Origin of the sequence: Parerythrobacter aurantius, assembly GCF_045291475.1 — a bacterium.
GTDB classification, from domain to species: domain Bacteria; phylum Pseudomonadota; class Alphaproteobacteria; order Sphingomonadales; family Sphingomonadaceae; genus Parerythrobacter; species Parerythrobacter aurantius.
The window spans coordinates 657,718-678,458 of the sequence record NZ_CP147985.1 but is presented as its reverse complement, the minus strand read 5'-3'; the positions used below and the strand labels follow the sequence as shown (position 1 = coordinate 678,458).

Below are 20,741 nucleotides of genomic sequence, written 5' to 3'. Positions count from 1 at the left end.
CGTGCCCGCAGGTCCGGGCTATGCCGCGCCCTACGGCAGCAGCGCCTACGGTGCCGGAGCCCAGGGCGCGTACCAGGGCTATGCCGGAGGCACCACCGTGATCGGTGGCGGCAATGGCTGCGGCGGTGCGACCACGACGGTCGTATCGGTCGCGCCGGCGGTGTTCCCGATCGGCGGCGGCTTTGTCGGCGGCGGCGGAGGTGAAGGCGGCGTGACCGTCGTCGGCGGCGGCGGCGGTTTCGGCGGTGGCTTCGGCGGCGGCTTCTTCGGCGGCTTCTTCGGCGGCGGCGGATCGAGCGGCGGCAATGTGACCGTCACCTCGACCACGACCACCAGCGGCAACATCGCTTCCAGCGGTGAGCCGGGCACCACCGGAGGGATCGACATCGATATTGACATCGAGAACTCGAGCGGCGGCAGCAGTACGAGCACCGGCGGCATTTCGACCTCGACCACCTCGGGCAATGTCTCCAGCTCGTCGGGCAACGTTTCCAGCTCGTCGGGCAACGTCTCCAGCTCGTCGGGCAACGTGTCCAGCTCGTCCGGCAATGTCTCGTCCAGTTCGGGCAATGTGTCCTCGACCTCGGGTAATGTCTCGAGCAGCAGCTCCTCGTCGAGCAGTTCGAGTTCGTCCTCGTCGTCTTCCTCGTCTTCGTCCTCTTCTTCGAGCGGCGGTTCCTCGGGTGGGGGTAGCTCGGGCAAACCGGGGTCAAGCTCCGGCCATCCGGGCGGCTCATCGGGTTCGTCGGGCGGCAGCGGCTCCTCGGGCTCGTCGGGCAGCAGCGGCGGATCCTCGTCGTCTTCCTCTTCGTCGAGCAGCAGTTCGTCCAGTTCCGGTTCGTCGGGTGGCTCGGGCGGCTCCGGTGGCTCCGGTGGCTCGTCGGGTTCATCCTCGAGTTCGTCCAGCTCCTCGTCCTCGAGCAGCAGCTCGTCGAGCGGCGGGATCTCGACCTCCGGATCGAGCTCGGGCAACATGACCAGCTCGACCAGTTCCTCCTCGTCGTCCTCGAGCTCCTCCTCTTCGAGCAGCAGCTCCTCGTCGTCCTCGAGTTCCTCGTCGAGCAGCACCTCCGGCAGCAGCTCTTCCTCGAGCAGCGGCACGCCGGTTCCGGCACCGCCGATGACGATCCTGTTCGGCCTGGGCGCGGCTGCCGTGTTCTCGCGTCGCAAATTCTGGAAGAAGGCTGCCTGAACCACGCAGGCGCTTTCTCCGAACTGAAAGGGCGGCCTTGCGGGCCGCCCTTTTTTTGTTCTCAGGCCCTTCAGCCGTGGCCGCTGAGCAGCCGCCAGGGTTCCTGCTGGTACCATTTGGTGATGACGTGCTTGACGCCGCGGGCCACCGGCATCCCGGCGTGCAATGTCTTCATGTCGGGACGCCCGTCGCGCGCCATGTTGTTCCACACACATACATGGCCCCGGTCTGCAGGGTGAATCGCAGTACCAGGTGCGGGAAATCGGTTTCCCCGCCTTCCTTGGGTTCATGGACGCAGATCATGGCAGTCCATGTCCGCTGGCCGCCGCGCGGGCGATCGAGTTGCCAGTATCCCTCGCCGTGATAGAAGAAGTCGTGATGGTGTTTGTACTGTTCGCCGGGGCGATAGCGCTGGCCCTGCATCAATTCGGAGTGCAGGTCGTCGATGCCCAAGAGGTCCGAGATATACAATTCGATGCTGCGGGTCAGCGCATCCTCTGCGGCGAAGTGATGGGTGTAGCTGGTGCCGAACCCTTCTCGTTCGGTGCCGCGCTGGAGGGTCGAGGGCGAAGCGTTGGCGTTGATCACTTCGGTCACCGACTTGCAGTCGCGGCGCGTCAGGAAACGGGCCACCACGAACATGTCGGCCAGAGGCGTGTCGATCGGCTCGACGGCCGGATTGGCGTCGAGCCGCGCACCGACATGTCGGCCGAAAATGGCCAGCTTCGCCAAATTGCAGAAAGGATCCGGCGCCCAGTCCCGAGGCTCGGTCGCGGCAGCAGTCATGCGCGCCGGACGGCACGCATGACTGAAGATACCCCTAGATCGGCAGCGTCACTTTGCTGCGCTCAGCTCGCGGCGAGGTTGCGCAGCACGTAGTGGAGGATGCCGCCGTTGCGGTAGTATTCCAACTCGTTGGCGGTATCGATGCGCGACGTGGCGGTGAAGGTAAAGCCGGTGCCGTCCTCACGGGTGACCGCGACTTCGATATCCTGCCCCGGAACCATGTCCGCAATGCCGTGGATCGTGAAGCTGTCGGTGGCTGTGAGGCCCAGGGACTGGCGGGTATCGCCGTCCTTGAACTGCACCGGCAGTACGCCCATGCCGACGAGGTTCGAGCGGTGGATGCGCTCGAAGCTTTCGACGATCACCGCGCGCACGCCGAGCAGGATGGTGCCCTTCGCCGCCCAGTCGCGGCTCGATCCGGTGCCGTATTCCTTCCCGCCGATCACGACCAGCGGGGTGCCGTCGGCCTTGTGCTTCATGGCGGCGTCATAGATCGCCATCTGCTCGCCATTGTAGCTGGTCACACCGCCTTCGACGCCCGGGACCATCTCGTTCCTGATGCGGATGTTGGCGAAGGTGCCGCGCATCATCACTTCGTGGTGGCCACGGCGGCTGCCGTAGGAGTTGAAGTCGGCCTTGGCGACCTGGCGTTCCTGCAGCCAGGTGCCGGCCGGGCTGTCAGCCTTGATCGAGCCTGCGGGCGAGATGTGGTCGGTGGTGACCGAATCGCCGAGGATCGCCAGCGGCTTGGCATCGACGATGTCCTGCAGCGGGGCAGGAGTCATTGTCATGCCTTCGAAATAAGGCGGGCTGGCGACATACGTGCTGGTCGGGTTCCAGCGATAGGTGTCGCTCGCCTCGACCTTGATCGCCTGCCAGTGCTCGTCGCCCTTGTAGACGTCGGCGTAGCGGGTTTCGAACATCTGCCGGTCGATATTAGCGGTGCGGTGGTCGTAGACCTCCTGGTTCGACGGCCACAGGTCGGCCAGCATCACGTCGTTGCCGTCCTGGTCCTGCCCGATCGGGGTGGTGGTGATGTCCTCGGTGACGGTGCCCTTCAGCGCATAGGCCACCACCAGCGGCGGCGAGGCGAGGAAGTTGGCGCGCACGTCGGGCGAAACACGGCCTTCGAAGTTGCGGTTGCCCGACAGGACGCTGGCAGCGACGATGTCATTGCCGTTGATCGCCTTGCTGATCGGCTCGGCCAGCGGGCCGGAGTTGCCGATACAGGTGGTGCAGCCATAGCCGACGAGATCGAAGCCGACCTGATCGAGATAGGCCTGCAGGCCCGACTTCACGAGGTAGTCGGTGACGACCTGCGACCCCGGGGCCAGCGAAGTCTTGACCCACGGCTTGGGCTTGAGGCCCTTTTCGACCGCCTTCTTGGCGACGAGGCCGGCGGCGATCAGCACGTCGGGGTTGGAGGTGTTTGTGCAGCTGGTAATGGCGGCAATCACGACGTCGCCGTCGCCGATGTCATGGTCCGCACCGCCTACGCTGACTCGCGCGGCACCCGACTTGCCGTAGACGGTGCCGAGCTCGCGGTTGAACAGCTCGTCGACTTCGGGGAGGATGACCTTGTCCTGCGGGCGCTTCGGCCCGGCGAGCGAGGGGACGACCGCGCCGACGTCTAGCCAGAGGGTCTTGGTGAAGACCGGCTCGTTTTCCGGCTTGAACCACATGCCCTGTTCCTTCGAATAGGCTTCGACAAGGGCGATGGCATCCTCGTCGCGGCCGGTCAGGCGCAGGTAGTCGAGCGTCTTGTCGTCGACGCCGAAGAAGCCGCAGGTCGCGCCGTATTCGGGGGCCATGTTGGCAATCGTGGCGCGGTCGGCGAGGCTGAGGTTGGAGACGCCCGGGCCATAGAACTCTACGAAGCGGCCGACGACGCCGACTTCGCGCAGCATCTGCACGCAGGTCAGCACCAGGTCGGTCGCGGTCACCCCTTCGGCCATCTTGCCGGTGAGCTTGAAGCCGACGACTTCGGGGATCAGCATGGATACCGGCTGGCCGAGCATGGCGGCTTCCGCCTCGATCCCGCCGACGCCCCAGCCGAGTACGCCGAGGCCGTTGATCATGGTGGTGTGGCTGTCGGTGCCGACGCAGGTGTCGGGGTAGGCCACGATGGCGCCGTGCTGGTCGGTGCTCGACCACACGCCCTTGCCGATGTGCTCTAGGTTGACCTGGTGGCAGATGCCGGTGCCCGGGGGCACGGCGGAGAAGTTCTGGAAGCTCTTCGAGCCCCACTTGAGGAAGTCGTAGCGCTCGGCATTGCGGGCGTATTCGAGCTCCATGTTCTTCTCGAACGCCTTGGGATGGCCGAACTCGTCGACCATCACCGAATGATCGATGACGAGGTTGACCGGCACCTGCGGGTTGATTTTGCTGGTGTCGCCGCCGAGCTTGGCGATCGCATCGCGCATGGCGGCAAGGTCGACCACGCAGGGTACGCCGGTGAAGTCCTGCAGCAGCACGCGGGCCGGGCGGTACTGGATTTCGCTTCCGGTTACGGGGTTCTTCTGCCAGTCGGCAATCGCCTGGATGTCGGCGGTGGAAACGGTGAAGCCGCCGTCTTCGAAGCGGAGCAGGTTCTCCAGCAAGACCTTCATGCTGAAGGGCAGCTTCGACACGTCGCCGATGGCCGCCTCGGCCTTGGCGAAGGAGTAATAGGCGTAGTCCTTGCCATTGACGCTGAGCGTGCTGCGGGTTCCGAGCGTGTCCTTGCCGACCTGGGTCATCCGGGGTCCTTTCCGAGAGGTTCATGGAGGGGCGGCGCGGGGGCGCGCTCAGCCCGTGGATTTCGCCTGCGCCCTGCTCTTTTGCGCGTCTCAGGTCAAGTTTCACCGCGCATGCCGGGGGTGTTACAACAGTTTACTGGCGCGGCGATGTAAAATGGGCGAAACGCGGTCCGCGCTGTAGACGCCCGGACAGGGTGCACAAGCAGGGGGCAAGCCCGGGGCACTTCGGGTCGCAGGCCACGCAGGACCGCATCGTTCGGTGGCTCGGGGGCATACCGGTGGCCGCTCCCTGCCCGCGGGCGGGGGGCGGCCCTTGCGTTTGCGAAAGGATTGATGCCCCGCGCTAGATCGTGCTCTGTTCCGTCGGGGCGCGAGTGGCAATCCAGCATCCGACGACGATCAGCGCCGTTCCGGCCAGCGTCGGGACAGTCAATTGCTCACGGAAAAACACCCATCCGAACAGCGCCGCCCACAGGAATCCCGAGTATTCGATAGGCACCAGCGCCTGCGCCTCCGCCCGCGCATAGGCCCACGCCAGCGCCATCGCCGCCGCCACTGTCAGCAGGGCGGACAGACCGATACGCACCGCGGCCTCGCTATCCGGCAGGACCAGCAGCCAGGGCGCCGCCAACCCCAGCAGGACGGCAGACACGCCGCTGTGGAACGTGGCAACTTCGGTCGGTCCGGCAAGCTGCGATTGCTGACGGATGAGGATGAAGTTCCAGGCATAGAGCAACGTCGAGACGAGCAGCGATGAAAGGCCGAGCCAAAGATCGTCGGTGACGTGCCCGGTGCCGACCTTGCCCGCCACGATTACCAGCGTTCCGACGAAACCCAATATCGACGCCAGGATCGCCTTGCGCCGTATCTCTTCCCCGAGAAGGACCGCGGCGAGGTAAAGGGCGATCAGCGGCGCGATGAAGGAAAGCGCGATCGCTTCCGCGACAGGAAGCTTGGTCAGGGCGAAGAAGAACGTCAGCGCCATGAAGGCCGATACGGTGCCGCGCAGCAGGTGCAGGCGCAGGGTCCGGCCGGTCGGCCAGCGCCCGCCGGTGCCGAGCCAGACCGGCGCGATGATGGCGAGCCCCCCGGCAGATCGCAGCCAGGCGGCGCTGTAGGCTCCTATGGCAAGCGCGGCGCCTTTCATCAGGGCGTCCATAAGCGACAGCAGCCCGACCCCGGCAAAGGTCAGCAACAGGGGCAACAGGGGGTGGTGTCGGTGCATCGCGGCACTGCCATAAGCGGGGCGGGTTTTCGCGTCACGCTCGCGATGCAATTCAGCTTGGGGAAAGCGGAGATGCTTGAAGCGGCCAGCCGAATGCGGCAAAAACCGTCTCCGTCGACGCGGCGGATGCGTGCAGCCGCGCCAGGTGGTCTTGATCAGGGAAAGCGAAATGTCGTTGCGTAAATCGGTTCTGTTGCTTGGTGCGAGCGTCCTGTTGCCGGTGGGGGCGCAGGCACAGGACGGCCCGGAAAACCTGCTTCCGGCGCAGACGGCCCCGGCTATCGCGACTACCAAGCAGCCACTCGATGCAGGGTATGATCCACCCAGCCAGAGCACCGTTGCGGAAGCTTTCAAGGACGAACTGGGCGCCGCCCAGGCCCCTGCGGAACCGCTTGTGCAGAGCTGGTCGCTCGAACAGGCGACTGCGCTGGTCACCCTGATCGAAGGTATTGCCGCAGAAGGGTTGCGCTCGGCCGACTACGATCCCAAGGGGCTGCAGGCGCTGATCGCCGCAGGTCCCGGGGCCGCCCTCAACGAAGGGGCGAGCCAGCGTTTCCTGTGGCTGGTCGAGGACATGCGCGACGGCCGGACGCCGATGGCGAACCGCAAGCAGTGGTTCGTGATGGATCCGGATGCCGACCGCATGCCGTCGGCCCAGGTGATGAAGGATGCGCTTCAGGGCCGTGGTCCGGCAGAAGCGCTGAAGGGCGTGGCCCCGCTTCACCCCGACTATGCAGTGCTCAGGAAAGCGCTGGCCGCAGCTGCGCCGGGTTCGCCCGAATATCGCCAGATCCAGGCCAATATGGACCGGTGGCGCTGGCTTCCGCGTGACCTCGGCGGCCAGTACCTCATTACCAACGTGCCGGAATTCCAGTTGCGGCTTACGGTCAACGACAAGATCATGGAAACCTTCCGGACCGTGGTCGGCAAGCCGGGCAACACAGCGACGCCGCAGTTGGCCGAAGTGATCGAAGGCGTCGTGCTCAATCCGACGTGGACGGTGCCGCAGAGCATCGTCAAGGGCGAAGGGCTGGGTGCCAAGGTGCTTGGCAACCCGGCCTGGGCCAAGAAAGCAGGCTATACCGCATCGCGTGGCGCCAACGGGTTCGTGACGGTGGTGCAGCAGCCGGGGCCGGGCAACTCGCTCGGCAAGATGAAGCTCGACATGCCCAATCGTCATGCGATCTTCGTGCACGACACCCCCAGCCGTCACCTGTTCGGTGCTGCGGACCGGGCGCTCAGCCACGGCTGCATCCGCACGGAAAACGCGGTCAAGCTGGCCTTGACGCTGGCCATCCTCCAGGCCGGGCTGACCGCCGACGAGGGGCTGGCTCTGCTCAACAGCGGCAAGTACACCAAGGTCGACTTCAAGAAGAAGATGCCGGTCTACATCACCTATTTCACCATGGCGACCGACATCGGCGGCAAGCTGTCCAGCTTCAAGGACATCTATGGGCGCGACGAGGCTGTGCTGGCATCGTTCAACGCCCCGCGCGTCGCCAACCGGCCGCGCGTGACCGACGAACAGATCATCGTGATCGAGGACGACCTGCGCGACATCGCCCCCTGATGCGATCGGGAGGGCTGGGCTGACCGGATGGCGGGCACGGCCCCGCTGCCCGGTCAGTAGACGCCGGGATTAAGCAGATCCTCGCCGGTCGCATCCTCGGGTACCAGCAAGGCAAGGTTGTCCGACGGCTCGGGGCGGGTCACCAGGCTGCCGTCGGCAGCCCAGCCGAGCGTGTCGGCGTATAGCAGCCGGCCGCCGGACAGCGTCAGCAGCGCCGTGCGGAAATCGTCCGTCCCCATGGCGAAGCAGCCGTTGGACCGGCCAAGACGCCCCCACCGCGCCAGGTGGTCAGGCTCTGCATAGGCAGCACGGTGCATGACGATATAGCGTTGCAGCGCGTTGCTGTTGCTTTCGTCCAGCCCGCCGAGGCGGACCGACGTCCCGTACCGGCCCGTGTACCATTCCCAGGTCACATAGGCGCCCTTCGACGTGGCGTTCGAACCTTCGACATTGGAATAGCTTTTCAACCAGCCGTCGTGTTCCGGGTCCGATCCCGTCCCGTGGCTGACGAGGTAGCTGTCCACCCGCTGCAGGTCGAGATTGACGAAATGGAACCGCGGTTCGCTCGATCGCAGGCCGAAATCCGCAATCCCGACGACATCCCTCTTCCAGATGACATTGCCCGCCTTGTCGAGCTGTTCCTTGGCAAGGGCGAAGAGCTTTCGATCGCGCAGCGAGCCCGCCGCAGCCTGCGCATGCAGCCGGGCCGGCAACGCCGACAGCGCGCCGAGCGCCAATGTGCCTTTGAGGAGGTCGCGACGATGCATCTTGCCCATTTACCGCGCCTTGGTTGAACCAATCGTTGCCAAGGCAAGATCGCCAGCGCCGAAACGTGCGTTTTCTGCGGCCATCGCCAGCATCGAGCGGGCATGGCGCTGTGCGACGGCGTGCTGGTCGTCCCCGTAGCCGCCGCCCAATGCGCTGGCGACCGGTATGCCGCGCCGCCGCGATTCCGCGACCACGTAACGGTCGCGCGCCTCGAGCCCTGCATCGGTCAGCGCCAGCCGCCCGAGCTTGTCCGCGCCGTGCGGATCGACCCCGGCCTGGTAGAGCACGATGTCGGGACAAACCCGGTCGAGCAGTGCGGGCAGGTGTGCGGCCAGCGCATCGAGATAGGCGCTATCGCCGATACCGTCGGGCAAGGCGATGTCGAGGTCGGAGCGCGCCTTGCGAACGGGGAAGTTCTTGTCAGCATGCATGGAGAAGGTGACGATATCCTGCCGCCCGGCGGTCAGGCTGGCGGTGCCGTCGCCCTGGTGGACGTCGAGATCGACGATGAGGATGCGGCCCGCATCGCCTTGCGCAATGAGCCTGTTGGCCGCCACGGCGAGGTCGTTGAAGACGCAGTAGCCCGCCCCGGTATCATGCAGCGCATGGTGGCTCCCCGCCGCGCTGTTCGCGGCATAGCCATGCTCCAGCGCCAGCCGCGCCGCCAGCCAGGTCCCGCCGTTGGTGTGCCGCACCCGGTCGCGAATGGCGGCGGTCACGGGAAAGCCGATTCGCCGCTCCTTCTCGCGCGGGACGGCGAGGCTGAAGACCTCCTCGACGTAGAGCCGGCAATGCACCGCTTCCAACCACGCGCGCGGCATCGGTTCCGGTGCGTGTTCGGTGATAGGCTCCCCGCTCGCCCTCAGCGCCTCCATGACAAGGAAGTACTTGTCGAACCGAAAGGTCCCGCGCTCTGGGCGCGGAGCCATGTAGTCGGCGTGGTGGACGACGTGGAGCAGTGGTCAGTCTTCCCTGCTACCTGCGGCAAGGCTGGCGAGTTCGTCGAATATCTCATCCTCGCTCCGGCTCGCGGCATTGCGCCAGCTTGCGGCGGTCTCTGCATTCCGCACCTCGCCACCAGAATCGACCACGAACAGCGCAGGGGTGCCTTTCATCTTGTCGAGGCCGAAGCGCGCAGCGATGTCGAGGTTATAGCCATCACCCGTCTGCGGCATGCCGACGTTGACATAGACGACTTCGAACTTTTCGTCGGTCAGCTGGCGGAAGCGATCGGTCGCCAGCCAACCGGCGAGCGCGCGGCTATCGTGGCACCAGTTCGCGCCGAGCACGACCAGCGCCAGGGTCCCGCGTTCGGCCGCACTGGCGAGCGCGGCATCGACCGCGGCCTTGGCGTCCAGCGCCGGATCGTAGGGACGCGCTTCTGGATGTGCGGCCTCTTCCGCTCCGGCCTCGTTCGTCGCCTTCGCAGCAATCGTCGCCGGGCTCAGCGCCAGCGCGAGGCCGGCCAGCAACAGGGGCAGCTTCACTCGGCAGCCTCGGTCGCTTCGCCGGCGTCGCTCATCTCTTCCTCGATCTCGGCGGCCTTCTTCTCGACCAGCGCGACGAGGTGGTCGAGCATGGCCTCGTCCTCGACATGGTGGTCGGTCACGCCGCTCAGATAGACCATGTGCTTGCCCTTGCCGCCGCCGGTCAGGCCGATGTCGGTCTCGCGCGCTTCGCCCGGGCCGTTGACGACGCAGCCGAGCACCGAGAGGCTCATCGGGGTCTTGATGTGTTCGAGCCGCTTTTCCAGCGCCTCGACCGTGCGGATGACGTCGAAGCCCTGGCGCGAGCAGCTGGGGCAGGAAACGATCCGCACGCCGCGGGTACGCAGGCCGAGGGCCTTCAGGATCTCGAAGCCGACTTTGACCTCCTGCTCCGGCTCGGCGCTGAGCGAGACGCGGATGGTGTCGCCGATGCCCGCCCACAGCAGGCTGCCGATCCCGATGCTCGACTTGACCGTCCCGCCGATCAGCCCGCCGGCCTCGGTGATGCCCAGGTGCAGCGGGCAATCGACCGCTTCGGCAAGGCCCTGGTAGGCGGCGACCGCGAGGAACACGTCGCTGGCCTTCACTGCCACCTTGTATTCGTGGAAATCGTGGTCCTGCAGCAGCTTGATGTGGTCGAGCGCGCTTTCGATCAGCGCCTCGGGGCAGGGCTCGCCGTATTTCTCCAGCAGGTCCTTCTCGAGGCTGCCGGCATTGACCCCGATGCGGATCGCACAGCCATTGGCCTTGGCCGCGCGGACGACCTCCGCCACGCGCTCGGACGAGCCGATATTGCCAGGATTGATCCGCAGGCAGGCCGCGCCCGCATCCGCCGCCTCGAGCGCGCGCTTGTAGTGGAAGTGGATGTCCGCGACCAAGGGCACCCGCGACGCCTTGGCGATCTTGCGGAAGCTGGCGGTCGCCTCTTCAGTGGGGCAGGAAACGCGGATGATGTCGGCCCCCGCCTCCTCGCAGCGACGGATCTGGTCGATCGTCGCCACCGCGTCTTCGGTGGGGGTGTTGGTCATGGTCTGCACCGTGATCGGCGCATCGCCGCCGACGGGTACATTGCCGACCATGATCTGGCGGCTGGTGCGGCGCATGACCGTGCGCCAGGGACGGATGGCATTCATACTCACGCGCGAATTCCTGAATCGATGTAGGACATGGACCACATGTTACACTGTCCAAGGGGGAAAAAGCCGGGCCCGGGCCGGGCCGTTACGCCCCCGATATGGCGAGCGTGTTGCAGTATGGGGAGGGGGTGGTTCATCCGCCCCCTCCTAGCACCGGTCGGCGCAGTAGGAAATGCGCCTACTTCGCCAGCTGCGCCGGTACGAATTCCTCGCGCACGGCTTTGGCGATGAGGTCGAGCGGGATGATACCCTGGCTCAGCAGGAAATCGTTAAAGGCGAGGCGGTCGAACCTGTCGCCCAGCGCCAGTTCCGTCTCGACCCGCAGGTCGATCAGCTTGCGATAGCCGTAGTAGTAACTGCCTGCCTGCCCCGGCGCGCGGAACTGGTAACGGTCCAGCTCCTGCTTCACCATGCCGGGCGAGAAGCCGACTTCGTCGCGCAGCACCTTGCCCGCTTCCTCGCGGGTGATGAGGCCGAGATTGAGCATCGGGTCGAGCATGGCGCGGGCGGCGCGCAGCTGGCGGAACTGGAGCGCGATCAGCTGGCCCTCGATCGGCTCCAGCGGCATCATCTCGGCCTCGGCGTAAAGCGCCCAGCCTTCGACATTGGTGCTGTTGAAGGCATAGAGCAACCGGGCGAGGCTGACGCCCTGATTCACCAGCGCCGCGAACTGCATCTCGTGGCCGGGCCGGGCCTCGTGCGCGCTCAGCGTCCAGGCCGCGGCAGGGTGGTTGAAATCGTCATAGGCGTCTTCGGCGCTGGCCGAGGGATTGCCGGCGGTGAGGATGAACTGCCCCTGTTCGCCGGTATTGCCGATGAGGCGCGGCGGGGACATGTGCGGTGCGGGCTGGGCCGCGCTTTCCGCCGGTGTGGCGAGCCGCATCTGGAGCTCGGTTTCCGGCAGGCTGGAGATGCCCGCGGCGACCATCTTCTTCTCGATCTGCGAATTGATGTCGCGATAGAACGCCTCGATCTGGTCGTTGGGGATGGTCTGCTTCTTCAGCTCGGCCAGCACGCTGGTGTAGTCGGTCGCCGCAAAGCCGAACTTGGCGGCGACCTGCGGGGCGAGCGCATCCATCTGCGCGCGCAGCTCGTAATAGCCGCGCCGGGCCTGCGACATGGCAGTCTGCGGATCGATATCGATGCCGACGCGCAGCAGGTTCAGGGCATAGAGTTCCTGCGGCATGGGTGCGGTCGTGCGCGCGGCGGGCAGGACCGTTTCGGTCGTCCACTTGCCATAGTCGGCGAACTGCCGGTCCATCGCCTTCAGTGCCTTGTCCGCGCCCTTGACCTTGAAGCGGGTGAACAGCTCGCGGATGCCCGCGGCATAGGTCGGGTACTTGGCCACCGCCTCGCGCACCTCGACGTCGTAGGGGCCGGTCTTGCCGTCACCCCGGCTCGCAACGAAACGCGCCTTGGCCTGGTCGACCAGCGGCGTGGTGCCCCTATAGGTGCCGGTATAGCGCTCCAGCAATTCGACGGCCTTTTTCTGCCGTGCGGGCGAAATCCGCTCGTCGAGCAGGTTGGAGACGCCGAAATAGACCGCCTCGGGCACGTCGGTCCAGTCGAGCATCAGCTTCCGGCCCAGCTCGATGCCGGCAATGCTCTGGTCGAGCGAACCGATCAGGATTTCGAGATCCTGCTTCACATAGGGATCGCTCTCGGTCGCGATCGCGGCGGCAAATTCGGCTTTCAGCGCCTTGGCGCCTGCGAGATAGCGTTCGTCGCGATCCGCCGCGAGATCGAAGGCGAGGCCGTCATACTGTTCGTACCCGGTCGATGATGCGCCTTCTGGCGAAAAGCCGGCATCGAAGGCGATCAGTTTCTGCGTGTAGGCGTTCGACGTCTCGACCCAGCCGGGCGTTTCGGCAGCGGCGACGACCGGGGCGTCCTGCGCTGCGGCGGGGAGAGCGGGAATCGCGGCGCAGGCCAGGGCCCCGGCAATGGCAAGGGCGGAAACGTGGTGGCGCATGAAATCTCTCCCTCGTGATTGGTCTGCGGGCTGATTGCGCCAAGCGCGCAGGCGAGGCAAGCACCGATGGCGCGAGACCCCTTGCCAGCCGCCGGGTTTGCGCGTTGAAGGCAGGCATGACGACCACCAAGCCAGCCTCTGACGGCGACGAATGCCTGCCGCTGCTGTTCGCCCGGATCCTCGACGGCAAGGGCGGCGGACGCCCGATCGCCTGGGAAGCGATAGCGGACTGGCAGCCTTCGGCGCCCGGCGAAGTGCTGTGGGCGCATCTCTGCCGCGGCGATCCTGCGGTGCGCAACTGGCTGATCGACGCGATCGGGGTGCCGGAACCGACCGCCGACATGCTGACCAGCGATGCGACCCGCCCGCGGGCGTTCCATGAAGGGAACACACTTGTCGCAACCCTGCGTGGGATCAATTTCAATCCCGGGGCCGAGCCGGAAGACATGGTATCGATGCAGCTGTGGAGCGACGGGCAGCGGGTTTTCACGCTGCGCCGCCTGCCGCTCCAGTCGCCGCGCGAAATCATGGCCGAGGTGGATGCGGGCAGGGGGCCGGTCGATGCGGGCTCGCTGGTTACCACGCTGGTCGAACACCTGATAACCCGGGTCGACCAGGTGATCGTCGACCTGAACGAACAGATCGATGCCTGCGACGAGGAAGACCGCAGCGCCGCCAACACCGATGCGCTGATCGAGCAGATCGCCACCATCCGCCATGCCTGCCTCTCGCTGAAGCGGCACATGGGTCCGATGCATGTCGCGCTGGAAGGGATCAGCCGCGATGCGCCGGACTGGTTCGAGAGCCACGACCGGCGAACCATGGCCGAGGCCATCCACCGCCTGCGGCGCGATCTCGACGATATCGACGCGAGCAAGGAAAGCGCCGTCGTCATGCTCGACGACCTGCGCGCCCGAGCGGTCGCTGGATCGCAGCGGACGACCTTCGTGCTGACGATCGTCGCCACGATCTTCATGCCGCTGACTTTCCTCACCGGGCTGCTCGGCAGCAATATCGGCGGGATACCGGGCAGCGACCATCCGCAAGCCTTCTGGATCCTCAGCGGCCTGTGCCTTGCGATCCTGATGACGCAGCTATGGCTGCTCCGCAAATGGCGCTGGCTCTGACCTACCAGCGGACAAGCCGGGGCAGGATCGCCCGGCCGAGTGCGGCGCACAGGGCCACCGGCAGCACATGCCAGATGCCCAGATGCGCCACTGTGTCGATCGGGCAGGACAGGCCGTAGGCGAAGGAGCCGGTGGCACCGGCGGCCATCCCGGCATAGAGGCCCGCGCTGCCGGTCGAGACTGGCGCGCCGCGCTTCAGCCAATAGGCCAGAGCGACGAAGGTAAGCGCCGACGCCGCCGCCGCAGAGGTCAGGCAGGCGATGCTGTGGCTATCGACCAGGCGAGCCGGACCGTGCCCGCCGACGATGGCGATCACCACGGCCGTCAGCGGCAGGATGGCCAGCATGGCCGCGGTCCATGCGGGGGCGTCGTGGCGGTTGCCGACCGCGGGGTTGGCAAGCGCCACGGCAGCGCCGCTCGCAGCCATTGCGACCAGCAGCAAGAGCCCGTTTGTCACGAAGAAGAACGGCTGCGCCCCGCCTGCCACCGGACCGGACCAGAACCCTGCCACCAGCCAGACTGCGGCCAGTGTCGCCGCACCGGCAAGCGCGACCAGAGCTCGGCCGCCACGCGGCCGCATCGGCCGGACGGGGGTGAGGTCTTCGGCGAGCTGGTCGATCAGCGCCTTGGTGGACCGGTTCATTGCTATTCTGCCTTTTCGATAAGGGTCGCGAGCTTTCTTAGCCCGCGATGGATATTCACTTTGACCAGGCTTTCGCTCTGGCCGGTTTTCACGCTGGCCTCGGCGATCGAGAGCCCCTCGATCTTGACCAGCTCGATGGCCTGGGCCTGACCCGCCGGCAGTTCGACGAACAGCCTGTCGAGGCTGAGCCGCGCGAGGACCGCTTCCTCGCTGCTGTCTTCGGCAGCGTCCCGCTCTTCCAGCTGCTCCGTCTCGCTGCGGTAGACCTTGCGCAAATGATCGACCCAGCGATAGCGGGCGATGGCCGCCAGCCAGGGCAGGAAGGCCCGGCTGGCATCCCAGCTGTCGCGCTTGTGATGCAGCGCCAGCAGGACGTCCTGCACCAAATCGTCTATCTGGTGCGGCGGCACCCGGCGGCGGAAGTAGCGTTGCAGCCAGCCGGAGCATTCGTCGAGCATCACCGTATAGGCGCGCCTGTCGCCTGCCTGCGATTGCCGCATCAACTGCGCCAGCGTGGTTTCGTCCGCGATCACTGTCCCTCTCCCGCGATCCCTAGCCTAGTTGCGCGCGCGCGCCAGCACCGCATCGAGCGAGAACTGGCCCCCGCCGCGGCTGACCAGCACCAGCGCCATCGCCGCCCACAGGCTGTGGGTCGGCCACCAGGCCTCCGGGAAGATGAACAGCTGGATCACCAGCGTCATCCCCAGCAGCGCGAGCGCGGCGAAGCGCGTCATCAGCCCGAGCGCGACGAGGATCGGCAGCGCGAACTCGGCGAAGGTCGTTACCGGCACCATGATTTCGGGAGACAGCGGCAAGCCGAATTCCTCGAACAGGAAGTACTGCGTCTCGTCGATGGTCAGCCAGCTGCCTTCGACGACCTTGGTCCGGCCCGAACGCCAGAAGACGCCCGCCAGCGCCAGGCGGGTCAGCAGCAGCGCGCCGCTTTCGACCCAGCGGCCCGACAGCCACTGTACGACCCGGTCGTAGGTTGAAAGGACGCGCTGCATTGCGGTGCTCCGGCAGTCCGATCAGCGCTGGATCGGAGTGAGCGAGCCCTTGCCCTTGGGCGTCTCCATCTTCACGCAGGTGCCCTTCTTGACCAGCTTCCAGGCATTGCCCTGGTAATCCTTGGTCGAAGTGCCGGCGCAGCTGGTGCCCGGCCCGGCGGCGCAATCGTTCTGGCCGGCCTTGGCGACGCCGTAGCACTTTTCCATCGCCGGCTTGCTCTGGGCATTCGCAGCGGGGGTGGCGGCGAAACCGGCGGCGATCCCGGCGGTGAAGACGAGGCCGGCAGCGCGGGCGAGGTTCGAATTGGTCATGTCAGGCTCCAATCTGGGGGACTTGAAGGCGCCCTGCATCGCTGCGGGGCTGGCTGGCGTTTCGCCCTGGTCCGTCGGGACGTTACAGCGGGCCTGAATTTTTTCGGGCTGTAACCGCCCCGCCCACTGCGCCGAAGCTCGCCATGCCCGAGAGGCAATGATCCCATCAGGAGAGCTCAGATGACCGTTTCCCCCAAGACCGCCTTTGCCGCCGCTGCCGCCATGATGGCGCTTTCGTCTGCCGGCGCCTTCGCCGCCGACCCGCCCGCCGGCAGCAAGGGTGCCGCCATCGGTGCGAACGATACCGTCCATTGCTACGGCGTCCACAGCTGCAAGGGCAATGCCGACTGCGCGACCGCCGAAAACGCCTGCAAGGGCCAGAACGCCTGCAAGGGCCACGGCTTCAAGGCGATGAAGGCCGGCGAGTGCCTCAGCAAGGGCGGCACGATCGGCGACATCGGCGCCTGATCGACGCCCGGCGGGGTCCGGCGCGTCGTCATGGACAGCCGCGACGGACCTCGCCACTTTCCCCCGAGACAGGATGCCATGAGCGCCAGTATCGCCCCTTTCCCAGGTTTCGGCCTCGGCCTGCGCCGCGACCATTATGCCGACTTCTTCGAAGGCGATGTCCCGGTCGATTTCGTCGAGGTGATTTCCGAGAATTTCATGGTCGAGGGCGGCCGTCCGCTGGCAACGCTCGAGCGGATCCGCGCGAGGCATCCGGTGATCCTGCACGGCGTTTCCATGTCGATCGGATCGGCTCACGGGCTGGACGCTGGGTACCTCGCCAGGCTGCGTGCGCTGGCTCAGCGCATCGAGCCGCTGTGGGTGTCCGACCATTTGTGCTGGACCCGCACCAGCGCGCACAACAGCCATGACCTGCTGCCCATCCCCTATACGCAAGAGGCGCTGGAGGTGGTGTGCGACAATATCCACCGTGCGCAAACGGCACTCGGCCGGGCGATGCTGTTCGAGAACCCGTCGAGCTATCTCACTTTCCCCGAAGACGAAATGAGCGAGTGGGAGTTCATTGCTACGATGGCGCGGCGGACGGGCTGCTACCTCCTGCTCGACCTCAACAATATCTATGTCAGCGCCTGCAACCACGGGTTCGACGCGCGGACCTATGTCGATGGCCTGCCGCTCGACCGGGTGCGGCAAATCCACCTTGCGGGCCATACTCCCAAGGAAGAGGCGGGCGGCGAGATCGTCATCGACACGCATGACCGCGAGGTGTGCGATGAGGTGTGGGATCTCTATGCCTACGCCATGGATCGGCTCGGGCCGGTAGCGACGATGATCGAGCGTGACGACCGGATCCCGCCCTTGGCCGAACTGCTCGCCGAGCTCGGTCGCGCCCGCGCGCTGGCCGCGCACAGCCGCCAGGTCGCGGCATGACCCTCGCCGCGCGTCAGCAGGCCTTCATGGCCGCTATCCATGACGAGGATGCGGCGCTGCCTGCCAACTGGACCGCGCGCCATGCGGCAGGGCTCGATATCTACCGCAACAACTACCGCTCGGCGCTGGTGGAAGCCATCGCCGCGACCTTCGAGAGGACACAGCGCTGGGTTGGCGAGGAAAGTTTCCGCCGCGCGGCCGCGCATCACTTGATCCTCAACCCGCCGTGCAGCTGGACCCTCGACGATGCAGGCGAGGGCTTCGACGCCACGCTGGCCGAACTGTTCGCCGCCGATCCCGAGGTTGCCGAGCTGGCCGCGCTCGAGTGGGCCATGCACCGGGTTTTCGTCTCGGCCGACTGCGCAGGACTGACCGCGAGCGATTTCGCCGCGCAGACAGTGACGCTGGGCGATGCCGACTGGGAGAGCCTGCGGTTCGATTTCCTGCCGGCACTGCGGACGATCGAGGTCGGCCACGATGTCGGCGGTTTGTGGAATGCACTGGGTAGCGAGGATTTCGTGGCACCCGATATCGGGCTTGCCGCCCCCCACACCATGCTGGTCTGGCGCGAGGAATTCCGGCCGACCTTCCGGCTGGTCGACGGACTCGCCAGCGAAGCGCTGGCATTGGGCCGTGCGGGCGACACCTTCGGCGACATCTGCGCCCTGCTGGCCGGGCGGCTCGGGCCGGACGAGGGCGTCGCCCGAGCCGGTGCGCTGCTGGGCGAGTGGCTTCAAGACGGGCTGATCGCCGCTCTCAGGCGGTAAATCTGTCGCCGACCATTTCTTCGGAGAGCGACCACAGCGCGTCGGCGGTTTCCGGGTCGAGCGCGTAGGAGCGCACCCCGGCGACCGGGCTTTCGTCGTCCACCGGGGCGACATGGCAATCCTCGCAGTACACCCCGCCCTTGCCCTTCAGTCCGGGATCGGTGGCGGCGAAGCATGTCGTCGCCGCACCCTGCGGAATGGTCTTGAAGGCGGCGAGCATTTCCTCGTCGGTGGCGGCCTTCATGCGGCTGCGCATGAAGGCGCGGTCCTCGTCGGTCATGTGCCGACCGAGGTTGGTCTGGATGCCGCCCGGATGGACTGCCACGGCGGTGATGCCCTTGCCTCCGAAGCGGTCCTGCAGGCCCACGGTGAAGAGCACATTGGCAGTCTTCGACTGGCCGTAGCTGAGCCAGCTGTTGTAGTCGCGGCGCTCGAAATTGGGATCGTCGAGATGCACCCGGTCCATGAAATGGGCCCGGCTGGACAGGTTGACGATGCGTGCATCGCTGCCCCCGGCGGCCGCTTTCTCGACCAGCGGCATCAGTTCGCTGGTAAGCTGGAAATGGCCGAGGTGATTGGTGCCGAACTGTGTTTCGAAGCCGTCGGCGGTTGTGCCTTGCGGACAGGCCATGACCCCGGCGTTGTTGATGAGGAGGTCGATCTTGTCGAACCGCCCGCGCGCTTCCTCGCCGCAGGCGCGGACCGAGGCGAGCGAGGCGAGGTCGCAGGCGATGGCATCGACCTGTGCGCCCTCGACCGTATCGCGCAGTTCCGCAGCGGCAGCCTCGGCTTTCGCAAGGTCGCGCCCGGCGATCACCACATGCGCGCCGCGGGCGGCCATGGCACGGGCGGTCTCCTGTCCCAGACCCGAATAGCCGCCGGTGATGAAGGCGGTCTTGCCGCTGAGGTCCTTGCCTTCGAGCACTTCGTCGGCGGTGGTGGTTGCTCCGAATTCGGCCATGGTCTCTCTCCCCTCGGGTAGCCTCAGTCGAGCGCCAGCTCGTAGAGGAATTCCTCGTCGCGGTGGTCGCCGACCCAGAAGTCGATGTCGGCCACCTTGGCAAAGCCGTAGCGCTGGTAGAAGCGCTGGCCGCCGAAGTTCTCGGCCCAGACCGAAAGCTGGATCGCATCATGGCCCCGCGCGCGTGCCTCGGCAATGGCCCATTCCATCAACGCCGCGCCGATGCCCTGTCCGGTCAGGTCGGGCTGGGTGTACAGCTGGCCCAAGGCGATAGGGTTTTGCATGTCCGTAGGGGAATCGTCCGCGTACCAGCTGGGGTAGCGCAGCTTGACGTAGCCGAGCAGGCGATTCCCGTCGTCGGCGAAGCAGTGGGTGCACTCGTCGCCCTCGATCTCGCCGCGCACGGCGTCCTCGGAAAACACCATCTCGAGAAAGGCGTCGAGGTTCTCCTGCGAATACAGGTGCCCGAAAGCGGCGACGAAGCTTTCGCGGCCGAGTTTCGAGAGGGCGGGCACATCGGCAGGGGTGGCAGCGCGCAGGATCATGGCGGCCGCTCTACAATGCCCACTGGCGACTGCGCAATCGCATGCTATGCCTGGTGCATGACCAAGCTCCGCATCATCGCCGCCGGCCTGATCGGCCTTGCCCTGTCCGTCGCCGCTTCGGCGCAGGAGGAGACGCCTGCCATGGAACCCCGCTGGTCCTTCGCCATCCACGGCGGGGCGGGCACGATCGAACGTGCCAACATGACGCCCGAACAGGACGCGGCCTATCGCGCCGCGCTCCAGAAGGCGCTCGACGCCGGGTCGGCCATCCTCGCCAACGGCGGCACGGCGATGGAGGCGGTCACCGCAGCCGTCGTGATCCTGGAGGACGATCCGAAGTTCAATGCGGGCAAGGGGGCGGTTTTCACCTGGAATGGCGAGAACGAGCTCGACGCCGCGATCATGGAAGGGCGCAGCCGTGCGGCGGGTGCCGTGACCGGGGTGAAGACCGTCAAGAACCCGATCCTACTGGCGCTGGAAGTGATGAAGGACGGGCGGCACGTGTTCCTTAGCGGCGAGGGCGCCGAGGAATTTGCCGCCGACAAGGGGCTGGAACTGGTCGACCCGTCCTATTTCGCCACCGAGCCGCGGCGCAAGGCGCTGGAGGCGGTGAAGTCGCAGAAGATGTCGGTGCTGGAAGCGGAATTCCGCTTCGGCACCGTGGGCGCGGTGGCGCTCGATACCAAGGGCGATGTCGCGGCGGCGACCTCCACCGGCGGGATGACCGGCAAGCGCTGGGGCCGGATCGGCGATGCCCCGATCATCGGTGCGGGCACCTATGCCGACAACCGCGACTGCGCGGTCTCGGCCACCGGCGACGGCGAGTATTTCATCCGTGCCGGGGTCGCCCGCTCGATCTGCCTCGGCCTGCGGTTTGCCTGGGAAAGCAGCCCCAAGAAAGCGCTCGGCGAGCCTTTGTCAGCCAGCGAGGTCCAGGCAGTCGCCGATGCGGTGATGGCCGATGTCGAGGTGCTGGGCGGCAGCGGCGGGGTGATCGTGGTCTCGCCCTTCGGACCGGCGGTCTTCAGCATGAATTCCGCAGGCATGTACCGCGGCCGTGCGACCAGCGATGGGGTCAACGAAGTCGCAATCTACGCCGACGAATAG

General features: G+C 66.3%; 21 protein-coding genes. 6 read left to right on the top strand and 15 right to left on the bottom strand.

Annotated features, from left to right (window positions below; translation table 11 throughout):
- Positions 1-78 precede the first annotated feature (78 nt).
- The 4 genes from WAB17_RS03405 to WAB17_RS03390 form a co-directional block, all read right to left on the bottom strand.
- A complete protein-coding gene (locus tag WAB17_RS03405; RefSeq protein WP_435418628.1) occupies positions 79-1,197 on the bottom strand; it encodes a hypothetical protein in 1,119 nt (372 codons plus the stop codon).
- A gap of 166 nt (positions 1,198-1,363) precedes the next feature.
- On the bottom strand, positions 1,364-1,978 hold the full coding sequence (locus tag WAB17_RS03400) for a 2OG-Fe(II) oxygenase (protein ID WP_435418627.1): 615 nt from the start codon (positions 1,976-1,978) through the stop codon (positions 1,364-1,366).
- Positions 1,979-2,040: 62 nt separating this feature from the next.
- A complete protein-coding gene (gene acnA, locus WAB17_RS03395; protein WP_435418626.1) occupies positions 2,041-4,716 on the bottom strand; it encodes an aconitate hydratase AcnA in 2,676 nt (891 codons plus the stop codon).
- A gap of 343 nt (positions 4,717-5,059) precedes the next feature.
- Entirely contained in the window at positions 5,060-5,941 is an 882-nt protein-coding gene (locus WAB17_RS03390; protein WP_435418625.1) for a DMT family transporter, read from the bottom strand.
- A gap of 169 nt (positions 5,942-6,110) precedes the next feature.
- On the opposite strand from WAB17_RS03390, the gene WAB17_RS03385 reads away from it, so the two are divergent.
- Complete coding sequence (locus tag WAB17_RS03385; protein ID WP_435418624.1) at positions 6,111-7,511, top strand: L,D-transpeptidase family protein; 1,401 nt, start codon at positions 6,111-6,113, stop codon at positions 7,509-7,511.
- 53 nt (positions 7,512-7,564) lie between these two features.
- Here WAB17_RS03385 and WAB17_RS03380 read toward each other — a convergent pair whose 3' ends face one another.
- The 5 genes from WAB17_RS03380 to WAB17_RS03360 form a co-directional block, all read right to left on the bottom strand.
- Entirely contained in the window at positions 7,565-8,278 is a 714-nt protein-coding gene (locus tag WAB17_RS03380; protein WP_435419323.1) for a murein L,D-transpeptidase catalytic domain-containing protein, read from the bottom strand.
- A 9-nt stretch (positions 8,279-8,287) separates the two neighbouring features.
- Positions 8,288-9,208 (bottom strand): histone deacetylase family protein, encoded by a 921-nt coding sequence (locus tag WAB17_RS03375; protein ID WP_435418623.1) that lies wholly within the window; start codon positions 9,206-9,208, stop codon positions 8,288-8,290.
- Positions 9,209-9,241: 33 nt separating this feature from the next.
- Positions 9,242-9,766, bottom strand: a complete 525-nt coding sequence (locus WAB17_RS03370; protein ID WP_435418622.1) for a TlpA family protein disulfide reductase — start codon at positions 9,764-9,766, stop codon at positions 9,242-9,244.
- A complete protein-coding gene (ispG, locus tag WAB17_RS03365) occupies positions 9,763-10,899 on the bottom strand; it encodes a flavodoxin-dependent (E)-4-hydroxy-3-methylbut-2-enyl-diphosphate synthase (RefSeq protein ID WP_435419322.1) in 1,137 nt (378 codons plus the stop codon). Before ispG ends, WAB17_RS03370 begins: the two co-directional genes overlap by 4 nt.
- Before the next feature lie 181 nt (positions 10,900-11,080).
- Positions 11,081-12,874 carry a DUF885 domain-containing protein gene (locus WAB17_RS03360; RefSeq protein ID WP_435418621.1) on the bottom strand — a complete coding sequence of 598 codons (1,794 nt, stop codon included), beginning with the start codon at positions 12,872-12,874 and terminating at the stop codon, positions 11,081-11,083.
- 116 nt (positions 12,875-12,990) lie between these two features.
- Here WAB17_RS03360 and WAB17_RS03355 point away from each other — a divergent pair, with 116 nt between their 5' ends.
- A complete protein-coding gene (locus WAB17_RS03355; RefSeq protein WP_435418620.1) occupies positions 12,991-14,001 on the top strand; it encodes a CorA family divalent cation transporter in 1,011 nt (336 codons plus the stop codon).
- 1 nt (position 14,002) lies between these two features.
- Here the strand turns inward: WAB17_RS03355 and WAB17_RS03350 are convergent, their stop codons facing one another.
- From WAB17_RS03350 to WAB17_RS03335, 4 genes are read right to left on the bottom strand one after another with little or no spacing between them, the layout of a single operon-like run.
- The gene (locus WAB17_RS03350) at positions 14,003-14,644 is read right to left on the bottom strand and encodes an NrsF family protein (RefSeq protein ID WP_435418619.1); all 642 of its coding nucleotides are present in this window, start codon (positions 14,642-14,644) and stop codon (positions 14,003-14,005) included.
- A gap of 2 nt (positions 14,645-14,646) precedes the next feature.
- Positions 14,647-15,177 carry a sigma-70 family RNA polymerase sigma factor gene (locus tag WAB17_RS03345; protein ID WP_435418618.1) on the bottom strand — a complete coding sequence of 177 codons (531 nt, stop codon included), beginning with the start codon at positions 15,175-15,177 and terminating at the stop codon, positions 14,647-14,649.
- Between the two features lie 24 nt (positions 15,178-15,201).
- Positions 15,202-15,651, bottom strand: coding sequence for a DoxX family protein (locus WAB17_RS03340; RefSeq protein WP_435418617.1), 450 nt, complete (start codon positions 15,649-15,651; stop codon positions 15,202-15,204).
- 21 nt (positions 15,652-15,672) lie between these two features.
- The gene (locus tag WAB17_RS03335; RefSeq protein WP_435418616.1) at positions 15,673-15,963 is read right to left on the bottom strand and encodes a BufA1 family periplasmic bufferin-type metallophore; all 291 of its coding nucleotides are present in this window, start codon (positions 15,961-15,963) and stop codon (positions 15,673-15,675) included.
- A gap of 180 nt (positions 15,964-16,143) precedes the next feature.
- On the opposite strand from WAB17_RS03335, the gene bufA2 reads away from it, so the two are divergent.
- From bufA2 to WAB17_RS03320, 3 genes are all read left to right on the top strand, one after another.
- Positions 16,144-16,431: a BufA2 family periplasmic bufferin-type metallophore gene (gene bufA2 / locus WAB17_RS03330; protein WP_435418615.1), complete on the top strand. Its 288-nt coding sequence runs from the start codon at positions 16,144-16,146 to the stop codon at positions 16,429-16,431.
- A 78-nt stretch (positions 16,432-16,509) separates the two neighbouring features.
- Entirely contained in the window at positions 16,510-17,361 is an 852-nt protein-coding gene (gene bufB / locus WAB17_RS03325) for an MNIO family bufferin maturase (protein WP_435418614.1), read from the top strand.
- Positions 17,358-18,128 carry an HvfC/BufC family peptide modification chaperone gene (locus tag WAB17_RS03320; protein WP_435418613.1) on the top strand — a complete coding sequence of 257 codons (771 nt, stop codon included), beginning with the start codon at positions 17,358-17,360 and terminating at the stop codon, positions 18,126-18,128. Before bufB ends, WAB17_RS03320 begins: the two co-directional genes overlap by 4 nt.
- On the opposite strand, the gene WAB17_RS03315 is transcribed toward WAB17_RS03320, so the two are convergent.
- Positions 18,118-19,089 (bottom strand): SDR family NAD(P)-dependent oxidoreductase, encoded by a 972-nt coding sequence (locus WAB17_RS03315; protein WP_435418612.1) that lies wholly within the window; start codon positions 19,087-19,089, stop codon positions 18,118-18,120. The two genes, WAB17_RS03320 and WAB17_RS03315, sit on opposite strands and share 11 nt — an antisense overlap.
- Before the next feature lie 23 nt (positions 19,090-19,112).
- Positions 19,113-19,634, bottom strand: a complete 522-nt coding sequence (locus tag WAB17_RS03310; protein ID WP_435418611.1) for an N-acetyltransferase family protein — start codon at positions 19,632-19,634, stop codon at positions 19,113-19,115.
- Positions 19,635-19,691: 57 nt separating this feature from the next.
- On the opposite strand from WAB17_RS03310, the gene WAB17_RS03305 reads away from it, so the two are divergent.
- Entirely contained in the window at positions 19,692-20,741 is a 1,050-nt protein-coding gene (locus tag WAB17_RS03305; RefSeq protein ID WP_435418610.1) for an isoaspartyl peptidase/L-asparaginase family protein, read from the top strand.

Bases quoted from the DNA above. Each gene is read 5' to 3' on its own strand.
- WAB17_RS03375 (WP_435418623.1), bottom strand. From the start codon at position 9,208: ATGGCTCCGCGCCCAGAGCGCGGGACCTTTCGGTTCGACAAGTACTTC.
- WAB17_RS03315 (WP_435418612.1), bottom strand. From the start codon at position 19,089: ATGGCCGAATTCGGAGCAACCACCACCGCCGACGAAGTGCTCGAAGGC.
- WAB17_RS03350 (WP_435418619.1), bottom strand. From the start codon at position 14,644: ATGAACCGGTCCACCAAGGCGCTGATCGACCAGCTCGCCGAAGACCTC.
- ispG (WP_435419322.1), bottom strand. From the start codon at position 10,899: ATGAATGCCATCCGTCCCTGGCGCACGGTCATGCGCCGCACCAGCCGC.
- WAB17_RS03355 (WP_435418620.1), top strand. From the start codon at position 12,991: ATGACGACCACCAAGCCAGCCTCTGACGGCGACGAATGCCTGCCGCTG.
- WAB17_RS03305 (WP_435418610.1), top strand. From the start codon at position 19,692: ATGACCAAGCTCCGCATCATCGCCGCCGGCCTGATCGGCCTTGCCCTG.
- WAB17_RS03360 (WP_435418621.1), bottom strand. From the start codon at position 12,874: ATGCGCCACCACGTTTCCGCCCTTGCCATTGCCGGGGCCCTGGCCTGC.
- WAB17_RS03310 (WP_435418611.1), bottom strand. From the start codon at position 19,634: ATGATCCTGCGCGCTGCCACCCCTGCCGATGTGCCCGCCCTCTCGAAA.
- bufA2 (WP_435418615.1), top strand. From the start codon at position 16,144: ATGACCGTTTCCCCCAAGACCGCCTTTGCCGCCGCTGCCGCCATGATG.
- bufB (WP_435418614.1), top strand. From the start codon at position 16,510: ATGAGCGCCAGTATCGCCCCTTTCCCAGGTTTCGGCCTCGGCCTGCGC.
- WAB17_RS03340 (WP_435418617.1), bottom strand. From the start codon at position 15,651: ATGCAGCGCGTCCTTTCAACCTACGACCGGGTCGTACAGTGGCTGTCG.
- acnA (WP_435418626.1), bottom strand. From the start codon at position 4,716: ATGACCCAGGTCGGCAAGGACACGCTCGGAACCCGCAGCACGCTCAGC.
- WAB17_RS03385 (WP_435418624.1), top strand. From the start codon at position 6,111: ATGTCGTTGCGTAAATCGGTTCTGTTGCTTGGTGCGAGCGTCCTGTTG.
- WAB17_RS03400 (WP_435418627.1), bottom strand. From the start codon at position 1,978: ATGACTGCTGCCGCGACCGAGCCTCGGGACTGGGCGCCGGATCCTTTC.
- WAB17_RS03335 (WP_435418616.1), bottom strand. From the start codon at position 15,963: ATGACCAATTCGAACCTCGCCCGCGCTGCCGGCCTCGTCTTCACCGCC.
- WAB17_RS03380 (WP_435419323.1), bottom strand. From the start codon at position 8,278: ATGCATCGTCGCGACCTCCTCAAAGGCACATTGGCGCTCGGCGCGCTG.
- WAB17_RS03320 (WP_435418613.1), top strand. From the start codon at position 17,358: ATGACCCTCGCCGCGCGTCAGCAGGCCTTCATGGCCGCTATCCATGAC.
- WAB17_RS03390 (WP_435418625.1), bottom strand. From the start codon at position 5,941: ATGCACCGACACCACCCCCTGTTGCCCCTGTTGCTGACCTTTGCCGGG.